This is a genomic window from Paenibacillus sp. TAF43_2, assembly GCF_052113545.1.
Classification (GTDB): Bacteria; Bacillota; Bacilli; order Paenibacillales; family Paenibacillaceae; genus Pristimantibacillus.
Map to the genome: position 1 here is coordinate 39,651 of NZ_JBFRDK010000029.1, position 10,589 is coordinate 50,239.

Genomic DNA, 10,589 nt, shown 5'->3' on the forward strand with positions numbered 1-10,589 from the left:
AAAGTAAGAAGGAGCAGCCTTGTCCTTCTTACTTTTTTTTACGGGTGAACGAAGAAAGGCGGGTTGTTATGAGTAAAACGAGCTGGATGCGCAAGCAAAGCTGGTTGGGTTATGTGTTTATTCTTCCGAATATGTTGGGCGTATTATTGTTTTTTGTCGTACCTGCGTTATTTTCCTTTGGACTAATTTTTACCGATTATCAATTTTCGAATCCAAATGTCTCGTTTACGGGCATGGACAATATAAAGCGAATGTTCCAGGATGATCAGTTTTATAATGCGATTAAGAATACGGCGATATTCCTTCTTTCTGTTCCAGTATCGCTTGGACTATCCTTTATCGTCGCTCTCGTTCTGAATAAGAATGTATATATGAAAGGGCTTCTGCGGGGGATGTTTTTTCTTCCCTATATTTCTAGCGGGGTAGCTGTTGCATTCGTTTGGATGCTCTTGTTTCAGCCCTCTCAAGGGCCCATCAATGAAATACTTCGCTGGATTGGCATTGTATCGCCGCCAGGCTGGTTCGCTGATACCGAGACTGCGATGTATGCGATTGACATCATACAGATCTGGTTCTTGTTAGGCTACAACATGATTATTTATCTTGCTGCGCTTCAAGAAGTATCGCCTGAGCTGCTGGAAGCAGCGAAGATAGACGGCGCGAAGAGCCGGACTGTCACATGGCGAATTGTATGGCCGCTTGTTAGTCCGACTACCTTTATGCTGCTCATTACGGGCTTAATCATGACGATGAAATCCTTCTCCATCATTCAAGCGATTACACAGGGCGGTCCGAGCGGAAGCACGACGATCTTGTCGCTATACATTTACAAAACAGCCTTCAGCTATTATGAAATGGGCTATGCTTCAGCGATATCATGGTTCTTATTCGCTATTATTATGGGGATAACCGTTATTCAATGGATTAGCCAGAAGCGCTGGGTCCACTATTAGAGAGGGGAGTTTTCAATGAACAATCTAGTCAGCTCTGTCAAAACCAAGATGCCGTTAACTGTACTCATGCTCATTTGCGGCGTGTTCATGATACTTCCGTTTCTATGGATGGTCAGCACGTCCCTGCAGAGTCCAAGTGAAGTATTTACAAGATGGCTGCCCTCTAAGCTTGATTGGAGAAGCCATGAACGAATTTGGACAGGTGACTATAACTTCATCACCTATTATTTGAATTCACTTAAAATCTCCATTATTAGCACAGTCGGCGCAGTGTTTCTATCCGCTTTCGCTGCTTACGGTTTTGCAAGAATCGAGTTTAGAGGCAGGAATGCCATGTTTCTCGTCTACTTGTCCATGATGATGATACCGCCACAGGTTATTTTTGTTCCGAAGTTCATCATGTTCAACTGGATGCATATATACAATACGCATTGGGCGCTTATATTGCCGGGCTTGTTCTCGATTTTTGGCGTGTTTATGCTAAGGCAATTTTTTATGAGCATTCCGAAGGAAATTACGGAATCTGCTTTTATAGACGGTGCCGGCCATTTTCGCATTTTCTTTAAACTTGTTCTGCCTTTAGCGAAGCCGGCACTAGCTACCTTTACGATTATCGACTTCTCGTGGCATTGGAATGACTTTGAGAACGCGCTCGTATTTTTATCCAGCCCCAATTTATATACGATCCCGCTTGGCTTGCAAAATTTTATTTTGGAAAATAACGTCGATTACAACGGCATGATGGCTGCGGCAACCGCTGCGATTGTCCCTATGATCCTCATCTTTATCATCGGTCAAAAATATATTATCCAGGGCATATCCGGCTCTGCCGTTAAGGGCTGATTACTCACAAAGAAAAGGAGCGTTATGATATGAGATCTGAAATCATCAAAACAGAAGTAACCGTCATTGGCGGCGGGCTCGCCGGCGTTTGCGCTGCCATTGCTGCGGCAAGGCTGGGACAGACCGTATCCTTGGTACAGAACCGACCTGTCTTAGGCGGCAACTCCAGCAGCGAGGTGCGCGTTTGGGTATGCGGCGCAACAGGGCATGGCGTGAATCGTTATGCCAGAGAAACGGGTATTATGGGTGAATTGTTTGTAGAAAATCAGTATCGCAATCCTGATGGCAATCCTTATCTTTGGGATCTGATCGTATTAGAGGCCGTTAAAGCGGAGAAAAACATTGAGCTGTTCCTCAACACAGATGTACATGAGGTTGAGGCAACAGGCTCAGAGGTGGATCGTCAGATTCATTCCGTGACAGGCTGGATGATGGGATCTGAACGCAAAATTCGCTTCGAGAGCAAAATGTTTTTAGATTGCACCGGAGACGGTCTGGTCGGTTTTCTAGCAGGAGCAAAGTTTCGAATTGGACGGGAAGCGCATCATGAATTTAAGGAGGATTGGGCTCCTGAAGTTGCGGATGACATCACGCTCGGAAGCACGATTTTATTTTATACAAAGGATGCAGGTCAGCCAGTCAAATATATCCCGCCAAGCTTTGCCAAGGATATTTCCCAAACCTCCATACCGGTACGCCGGGTAATGCGAAGCGGAGATTCGGGCTGCCACTACTGGTGGATTGAATGGGGCGGAGAGCTGGATACCGTTCATGAGAACGAGAGAATACGGGATGAGCTGTGGTCCGTTATTTATGGAATCTGGGATTATATTAAAAACTCAGGAAAGTTTGAAGCGGATAATATGACTCTGGAATGGGTAGGATCTCTTCCTGGCAAACGGGAATACAGGAGATTTGTTGGTGATTATATCCTCAATCAGAATGATATCGTGGCGCAGGAGCCATTTGAGGATCGAGTAGCGTTCGGCGGCTGGTCCATCGATTTGCATCCACCAAAGGGAATGTATGCGGAAGAGAGCGGCTCCAAACACTTCCATGCAGATGGTACGTACCACATTCCGTTCCGTTCACTGTATTCCAGCAACGTTAATAATTTATTGTTCGCCGGCAGAAATGTTAGTGCGACACATGTTGCTTTTGGCACGACTAGAGTAATGGCTACCTGTGCGGTAATGGGAGAAGCGGCTGGGACGGGAGCTGCCCTCTCTGCTATGAAGGGAATTACACCAAGAGAGTTAGGTCAGTCTCATCTTGCAGAGCTGCAGCAAACACTCATTAAACAAGATGCTTCCATTATTGGTATTCGCAATGAGGATGCCGGCGATTTGGGGAGAAGCGCCAAAGCAGCTGCTTCGAGTACGATGAGAAACGTGCATATAGATGATGCTTCTAAGGTTTATTCCTTACTGAATCCGGTTGGAATAACGTTCCCGGTCACTTCGGAGCTGAATAAGCTGTCTTTGCTTGTTGATGCTTTGGCGAATACAGAAATGACGATTGAAATTCATTCTACCGGAAAAAAAGAAAACTATATTCCAATGGGACTTATCTCCAAGCAGACCGTGATAGTAACGCAGGGAACGAAGCAGTGGGTTGATTTTGGACTTGATTATAAGGCGGATGAAGCGATCAATTTATTCGTTGTCATTCAGTCGAACCCGGAGCTGCAATTGTATACGTCTGAAACGCCGCTTTACGGTGTGTTGTGCTTCGAGAATAAGATCGATTCATCCGCTGATTTCTCCAGTTTCTTGGATACGCAGCAGACCATGGCTTGGCAAATGAAAGGGCTGCACAGAACACCTTTCTGCTTCAAGGCATTCCCTGAGACTACAGCATACGAAGCGGTATCTGCTATTGATGGCTACACAAGACCTTATGGCGGTCCTCATACATGGGTGTCTAATCGAATGGATAGCAATAAGCCGGAGTGGCTTTCTCTTGAGTGGGAATCCTCTGTTTCCATATCCAATATTCATGTTACCTTCAATGATGATGTGAATGAGGATCTAATCAACCTGCATCATCATAGAACGCCATTTGAAGTTATTCCTGAGCTGGTGAAGGATTATCGAATTGAGGCTTTTGTCGATGAGCAGTGGAAGGTACTGCTGCGTGAGACGGATAATAGAAAACGAAAACGGACGCATCAGCTGGAGCCTATCCGTACCAATAAGATCCGCGTTGTCATTGAAGCTACAAATGGATGCCCTTATGCAGAAGTTGTTGAAATACGGGCTTATGAGTAGTCATGCTGTGATGAGCTTAGCAGGACTCTAATTGAACTTTTAAAAAATAAGCTAATTCAAGGCAGCTTTAGCCACCGTGAATTAGCTTATTTTTTATTGTTATCCGTTCTTTCATAAAATCTTTCTCCAGTACTAGGGTTAAACCATACTTGCTGCTGAACGCCCGTTGTTGGATCGATAAATATTTCACTCGTTTTCTGGAAACCAGCTGGAGGCTGAGGCGTGCGTTGCTTTAGCCGCCTACGGCGATATATAAACGTACTGATTATAGCGATAATAATAACCAATAATTGAAGGGCGAAGTAAATGCTCATGAAATAAGGCATCGCTAATTTTTCTCAGCCACAACTGCAGTGCCATAAGCGACGATTTCAGACATCGTTTGTCCGATTTCACCAGAGTCAAATCGCATCATCACGATTGCATTTGCTCCCATGGCATGTGCATTTTGAATCATACGGTCTATAGCGACCTTACGGGCATCTTCAATCATTTCAGTGTATTCTTTTATTTCTCCACCGAATATGCTTCGCACAGAGGCTGTAATATTTCCTCCAAGGCCCCGGCTTCTTACTACGACACCAAATGTGTGGCCTATTACTTTATCAATATGATAGCCAGGAATATTTTCTGTAGTGACAACTAACATTTTGGTTCCTCCCATTCTAATTATGAACTGAACATAACATGCTTATCTTAACAAAACCATTATTGCATCCTTCTTGCGATATTGAAGTCATATCAACTAAAATCATAGTATCACTCATTCCAATAATATCCAATGGTAAAATATATAAAATGAGGAGGCTAGTAATATGATTTATGTTGTTAGGCATGGGCAGACCGATTTATAAAGTGTATTCATTCCATTTGCGTGATTAGAAAAGAGGATCATATGCGGATTAGACTGGCAACGATTGACGATGTACCTGATATCGCTCATGTCCACGTAGAGAGCTGGAAATCCACCTACAAAGGGATAATCTCGGATGATTATTTGTCCAAGCTTAGCATCGAAAGTCGTATTAAAAATTGGTTATGGGTATTTAATCGCTCGAACCCTGATGAAGTGATTTACGTTATTGAAAATGATGAAGGTACGATAGTAGGATTCGCAAACGGTGGGAAGTGCAGGAGTGAGCAATACGACTACGACGGAGAGCTTTACTCCATATACTTGCTGGAGGAGTACCAGGGGCTCGGGTTCGGAAAAGCACTATTTTCCGCTGTGGTCGATCATTTGAGAATACATAATTATCAAACATTAATGGTATGGGTGCTGGAGAAAAATAGTGCAATCAACTTTTATTATCGATTAGGGGCGAAGGCCTTTACGAAAAAAGATATCCAAATAGGCATTGATACCGTTACCGAATTAGGGCTTGGCTGGGATGAGTTCCTGTAACTTATTTCCTTATTTACACGTCATAGCAGTCAAAGGGGCGATGTTATGAGGAAAATGATTATGATCGTTTGTATGATTTGTTTAGCCGTTACAGGCTGTGCTTATGGCGGCGGTTCGAACGAAAGAAACGAAGAAACGATAACATTGGATCAAATAACGAGTGTATTTGAAAGACATGGCATCCCATTAACCCCAAAAACCGATATAAACCCGGGTGCTGTATTTTCTAGAGCCTATAACGATATAAAACCGAAGCAATTCAACTATAATACGAGTCAAAGTATTAGTATTTATATTTATTCATCAAGCAAAGAGGCTAAAAAAGGCTTAGAGGATTTTGCTAATAGCTGGGCAGCGGCGGATTTGGCGTCTTATCGTTCCCATCAAGTAGCCAATGTATTGTTTTTTTACGGAGCAGAAACGACATTGGGAGAGGAACACATCACGATGGCGATCGAGGAGTTAAAAGCTCTGACGAAGAAATAGGTTAGAATGCATTTGAGTCTACTGTAATCTTGATATTGTCTAAAGTTATATCAGTCATAAGTCTCCCCTAATAGGATATTTGTGCTTAATCATTTATTAGTATAAACTTTCTCAGACATGTATTAACTGACAAATAATATCACAAAAAGTTATAATTCATTGGTAAAGAACAAATAAAGCAAATGAATCCTGCTCAATAGCTCAATGAGGCTGCCGTTTCATACCGGCAGCCTCATTTATGTGATTGTTAAGCTATAGTGTCCTGTTAGTTCAATAGTTTTCTTATTGGATTACAGTATTATTTTCATCAGATAAAGTTGATTCAGCCTACCGGTGAAATCAAAGTACACTTTTAAATTTCATTTAAAAGTGATCAAACCTCAAATAAATGGCTTACTTAAAGCAATCTATTTCACTTTGGTATCCGTTCAGGTCCGGAGTAAACACTACATTTTCTTGTAATCTTTTTTAATTATTGCCATGATAATTTCATCAGAATAAGTTCCGCCATAATATAAAGATTCACGTAAAACTCCTTCTTTTACAAAACCTGCCTTTTCATACGCTCTTATTCCACGAAGATTATGACTAAATACTTCTAACTCTAATCGATTTAAATTTAGTTCTTCAAAAACAAATCGTAATACAATTTTTAAAGCTTCAGTTCCATAACCTTTTCCTGTTAATTTAATTGAATTCATTGTGATTCTAAATCCCATCTCAAGTTCCAAACCGCATAAGAATTCACAGATAAAATATTCACCTCGTTAGTGTAATCGAAAAATATTTATTCTATAATTTCTTCTTAAAGAAAAACTGTTTTATATCTTCTGGGTATTCATCATTAACGGCAAAAATCTCATAGTCCATACGCTTATAAAATTCAGGCGATTGATACGTGRATGTGGAAGTATGAGCAAATATACAGCCAGGTTCTTTCCCTAGCCGCTCAGCTTCTGCTATCATGATTTTTCCATATCCTTTGTTTCTGTATTCATTAGCTATATCAGTCATAGGTCTCCCCAATAGGATATTTGTGCTTAATCATTTATTTGTATAAACTCTTTCAGATATGTATTGACTAACAAATAATACCACAAACAAGTAATAATTCATTGGTAAAGAACAATTAAAGCTAATTAATCCTACTCATTAGCCGATATGCCCCCCAAATAGTAGACAGGTGAAATAATAAATAGCTGAAGAAATACCAAGACGGCGGGCAAGATGCGCTGCAGGATGGACGTGGGCGTAAAAAGACCGAAGAAGAGTTAACTGACACAGACCGCCAAAAGCTTGCCATGAAGAAGATGCAGGCTGAAAATGAACGTCTGCGCGCAGAAATTGCATTTCTAAAAAAGTTAGAGGAACTCGAAAGAAGGCGACGCTAAGTCAAGTACGTCAAGAAAACATCTATCTTGCCATTCAAGCTGTACAGCAAGACGGGTAGAAAACCCATAGCATGTCCCTCGTAGGGAGCCGCATTGACAACAGTCCCATAGAATCCTTCTGGGAAACCTTGAAGTGCTAAAAATTTTATTTGCATACATACCGAATTTTTGATGAGCTTGAACGGGACATTGAAGCCTACATTCACTTTTATAATTACGAACGATTACAGGCAAAACTAAACGGCCTCAGTCCAATGGAGTTTAGGACTAAGGCCGTTTAACAGTTTTTATTTTTTGTAATGTCTACTTGACGGGGGGCGCTTCAGTGCTACCAACTTCTAGATTAACGGCAATAATGCCGTATGCTTGAGGCTCCTCGGCCGATGCGCCAAACCAAAGCTCACCGTCTCCGACCATCACACCTAGATCGCGAACGAACAAATCATCCACCTTCTGCGCGGCAAGCGCATCCTTCACGGGTTCTGTCATAATGGCATCATATTTCTCTATAAACTCTGCTTTGGATGTAATCTCCATCGATGTTTTTCCGTTTACTCGAAGCGGCAGCAGCACTAGGTCTGCAACGGCCTCTTTATCACCCGCGGCAACAGCTGTCTTAACCGCTTCAAACATTTTGATAAAAGCTTTAGGATCCGTAATGCCAGCAGCGGCGAAGGGGTTATCCTTCTCTGAAGCAGCATTTGTTTCTTCGGTTTGATTAGCGGGAGCGATTGCAGCGGAATCTGGATTAGGCTGAGCACCCATTTCACTCGTTCCTGTTTGACTGCAGCCAGCTAATAAAGTCATCGTTATGCCAAAAGCGGCGAAAGCCGCAAAACCTTTTCGCCTTTTATTCTTACGGGGTATTGTTGTCATCTCATTCAGCATGAGAAGCCTCCTTCATGAAGGGCTTGTATAATCCGTCCCATCAGTTATGTTTCCTTGTTATTTTAAACGAGTTGTCCTAATCTCAATCATAAATCCCCAAAATAATGCATCTGCGAGCTGCAAATATGTTTAAAAGGAGAAGGGAACGGATTATACTCATTACGCTATGCCTCATTTCATTCTAATTAATCCGTTATTTTAAAATAGTACCCAGCGTTTCTGCATCCTCTTTCGACGTTTTTTTGTAAGAATGAATGCCGCTTATATAAATCTCAGCGTTGTCGTTCGTAAACCAAACCTCATATAGTACCGCTTTTGCTTCTGACCCATCGGTAGGTTGGAAATGAACTTTATAATCGGCTGGTCTTGTCATTAGGAATTTAACTTCTTCCCATTCGCCTTTGTTTAAAATGTTCCTCACAGTAGAAATAGACTTCTTTTCGTTTATTTCCTTATGATCTTCGTATTGGTTTTCCATGCCAACTCTTTTGGCAATGATTAATTTATCGCTTGATTTCGACAACGATTCCGTCAGGTGATCTTTGTCCATCTGCTCAGTATGAGTGGTTAAGCCGTTGTTCGCTCCGGAGCTTTCGCAGCTTGCCAGCCCAAACATGATAAGTAAGAATGTAAGTAGAAGACCATATCTCAACAAATGCACCTCCCCTTCATATAACCTACTGACTGTTAATAAGTGGACAAAGTTGCATATGAGGCACACTAAAAAGACAAATTGAAATTTTATTTCCACAATGACACTTGTGTTGGCCGTATATAATGTGTTATATTACTACAAAATTAATTATCGGATCACGCCAGTGAAGAGAATCCAACTCGGAGGCGTTCTCGTCAAGGGGAGGGAAGCACCTTCCCCCTAAGTTTACCGGGCCCGCCCGTTATCGCGGAACAAAGAGGATTAGACAGTGCGTCTGTTTAATCAATTTGGGTGGCACCGCGAGTAAAAAACGCTCCTCGTCCCATTGGGATGGAGGGCGTTTTTTGTGTTTTTCTAATGAAAAGGAGCGCGGTTAGCATGTTGGACATGAAATGGGTTAGGCAAAATCAAGAGCAGGTACAGATGGTTGCGAATCAGAAGGGGATTCAGATTTCTATTGCAGAGCTGATGCTCTTGGACGAGAAGAAACGTCAGCTCATGCAGGAATCGGAAGCTTTACGGGAAATTCGCAACAAGCTCTCGAATCTTATCGGCACATTAGTGAGGCGAAATGCTCAAGCTGAAGTGGAAGAAACGAAGCATAAGGTCAAGGAAACAAATGAGAAGCTGGGCACAGTGGAAGCAGAGCTTGCGATAGTAGAGCAGCATGCAGCTGAGCTCATGGCGTTGGTACCTAATATCGTATCGCCAGACACGCCAGATGGACGATCGGACGCAGACAATATAGAGCAAAAGCGTGTTGGCGAAGCCCCGAGTTTTCCTTTTGAACCAAAGGATCATATGGCGCTGGGTGATCTGCACCAAATGATTGATGTGCAGCGAGGTGTGAAGGCAGCAGGCAGCCGCAATTATTACTTGAAGGGGGCAGGCGTTTTGCTCCATCGTGCCGTCCAGCAGCTGGCTGTCGATTTGCTGCTGAGAAAAGGCTTCACACTGCTGGAAGTACCATTAATGGTCCGCACCGAAGCGATGAGGCATACTGGCTTTTTCCCGCTTGGTGAGGATCAGACCTACCGGATTGCAGGCGAGGATAAATGGCTGGTAGGCACCTCGGAGGTACCTATGGTTACCTATTACGCGGACGAAATTATAGAGGTAGGAGAGCCAATCAAGCTGGCTGCTGCATCGGTATGCTTCCGCAGTGAGGTCGGCTCGGCTGGCAGAGATGTTCATGGTCTATACCGTGTACATCAGTTTGCCAAGGTCGAGCAGGTTATTTTGTGCGAGGCTGATCCGGCGTTGTCGGAGTCGCTGCTGCAGGAAATAACGGCTAATGCCGAGGAACTGCTTCAATGCCTTGAGCTGCCCTATAGAGTCATGGCAGTATGTACTGGCGATATGTCGCAAAAAACGTATAAGCAATACGATATTGAGACATGGATGCCAAGCAGGCAGGCCTACGGGGAGACGCATTCGTCGTCGAACCTGCATGATTTTCAAGCACGCCGCTCGAATATACGGTACCGTGCAGAGGACGGCTCGTTAAAATTTTGCCATACGCTCAACAACACAGCAGTGGCTAGCCCGCGTATTCTCATTCCACTCATCGAGAATCATCAGGAGGAAGACGGCTCGATTCGTATTCCAGCTGCACTTCAGCCTTRTATGAGAGGGCTGGAGAAAATAGCAATTAATGAATAAATTAAAAATGCGGTAAGGAGATGCTCAGCAGCATTT

12 protein-coding genes and 1 pseudogene are annotated in these 10,589 nt (G+C 43.0%); 7 read left to right on the plus strand and 6 right to left on the minus strand.

Annotated features, from left to right (window positions below):
• Nucleotides 1–68: 68 nt before the first annotated feature.
• From AB4Z17_RS08960 to AB4Z17_RS08970, 3 genes are read left to right on the plus strand one after another with little or no spacing between them, the layout of a single operon-like run.
• Nucleotides 69–953 (plus strand): carbohydrate ABC transporter permease, encoded by an 885-nt coding sequence (locus AB4Z17_RS08960; RefSeq protein ID WP_441910038.1) that lies wholly within the window; start codon nt 69–71, stop codon nt 951–953.
• Between the two features lie 15 nt (nt 954–968).
• Nucleotides 969–1,796, plus strand: a complete 828-nt coding sequence (locus tag AB4Z17_RS08965; RefSeq protein WP_076266365.1) for a carbohydrate ABC transporter permease — start codon at nt 969–971, stop codon at nt 1,794–1,796.
• 29 nt (nt 1,797–1,825) lie between these two features.
• Nucleotides 1,826–4,066 carry an FAD-dependent oxidoreductase gene (locus AB4Z17_RS08970; RefSeq protein WP_441959340.1) on the plus strand — a complete coding sequence of 747 codons (2,241 nt, stop codon included), beginning with the start codon at nt 1,826–1,828 and terminating at the stop codon, nt 4,064–4,066.
• A gap of 86 nt (nt 4,067–4,152) precedes the next feature.
• Here the strand turns inward: AB4Z17_RS08970 and AB4Z17_RS08975 are convergent, their stop codons facing one another.
• Together AB4Z17_RS08975 and AB4Z17_RS08980 are read right to left on the minus strand one after the other, a co-directional pair.
• Nucleotides 4,153–4,380 (minus strand): hypothetical protein, encoded by a 228-nt coding sequence (locus AB4Z17_RS08975; RefSeq protein WP_441910041.1) that lies wholly within the window; start codon nt 4,378–4,380, stop codon nt 4,153–4,155.
• A gap of 14 nt (nt 4,381–4,394) precedes the next feature.
• Entirely contained in the window at nt 4,395–4,715 is a 321-nt protein-coding gene (locus AB4Z17_RS08980; protein ID WP_339205517.1) for a heavy metal-binding domain-containing protein, read from the minus strand.
• A gap of 225 nt (nt 4,716–4,940) precedes the next feature.
• Between AB4Z17_RS08980 and AB4Z17_RS08985 the strand changes: the two genes are divergently transcribed.
• Together AB4Z17_RS08985 and AB4Z17_RS08990 are read left to right on the plus strand one after the other, a co-directional pair.
• Nucleotides 4,941–5,471, plus strand: coding sequence for a GNAT family N-acetyltransferase (locus tag AB4Z17_RS08985; protein WP_441959342.1), 531 nt, complete (start codon nt 4,941–4,943; stop codon nt 5,469–5,471).
• Between the two features lie 45 nt (nt 5,472–5,516).
• On the plus strand, nt 5,517–5,957 hold the full coding sequence (locus tag AB4Z17_RS08990) for a hypothetical protein (RefSeq protein ID WP_441959344.1): 441 nt from the start codon (nt 5,517–5,519) through the stop codon (nt 5,955–5,957).
• Nucleotides 5,958–6,403: 446 nt separating this feature from the next.
• On the opposite strand, the pseudogene AB4Z17_RS08995 reads toward AB4Z17_RS08990, so the two are convergent.
• Nucleotides 6,404–6,673, minus strand: a pseudogene (locus AB4Z17_RS08995) (GNAT family N-acetyltransferase); the annotation flags it as partial.
• A 76-nt stretch (nt 6,674–6,749) separates the two neighbouring features.
• Entirely contained in the window at nt 6,750–6,971 is a 222-nt protein-coding gene (locus AB4Z17_RS09000; protein WP_441959346.1) for a GNAT family N-acetyltransferase, read from the minus strand.
• Between the two features lie 526 nt (nt 6,972–7,497).
• Here AB4Z17_RS09000 and AB4Z17_RS09005 point away from each other — a divergent pair.
• The gene (locus AB4Z17_RS09005) at nt 7,498–7,629 is read left to right on the plus strand and encodes an IS3 family transposase (RefSeq protein ID WP_441959348.1); all 132 of its coding nucleotides are present in this window, start codon (nt 7,498–7,500) and stop codon (nt 7,627–7,629) included.
• Between the two features lie 22 nt (nt 7,630–7,651).
• Here AB4Z17_RS09005 and AB4Z17_RS09010 read toward each other — a convergent pair whose 3' ends face one another.
• Both AB4Z17_RS09010 and AB4Z17_RS09015 read right to left on the minus strand, forming a co-directional pair.
• On the minus strand, nt 7,652–8,236 hold the full coding sequence (locus AB4Z17_RS09010; protein WP_441959350.1) for a hypothetical protein: 585 nt from the start codon (nt 8,234–8,236) through the stop codon (nt 7,652–7,654).
• 193 nt (nt 8,237–8,429) lie between these two features.
• The gene (locus AB4Z17_RS09015) at nt 8,430–8,888 is read right to left on the minus strand and encodes a hypothetical protein (protein WP_441959352.1); all 459 of its coding nucleotides are present in this window, start codon (nt 8,886–8,888) and stop codon (nt 8,430–8,432) included.
• A gap of 381 nt (nt 8,889–9,269) precedes the next feature.
• Between AB4Z17_RS09015 and serS the strand changes: the two genes are divergently transcribed.
• Nucleotides 9,270–10,553 carry a serine--tRNA ligase gene (serS, locus tag AB4Z17_RS09020; RefSeq protein ID WP_441959354.1) on the plus strand — a complete coding sequence of 428 codons (1,284 nt, stop codon included), beginning with the start codon at nt 9,270–9,272 and terminating at the stop codon, nt 10,551–10,553.
• The last annotated feature ends 36 nt before the right edge of the window (nt 10,554–10,589 follow it).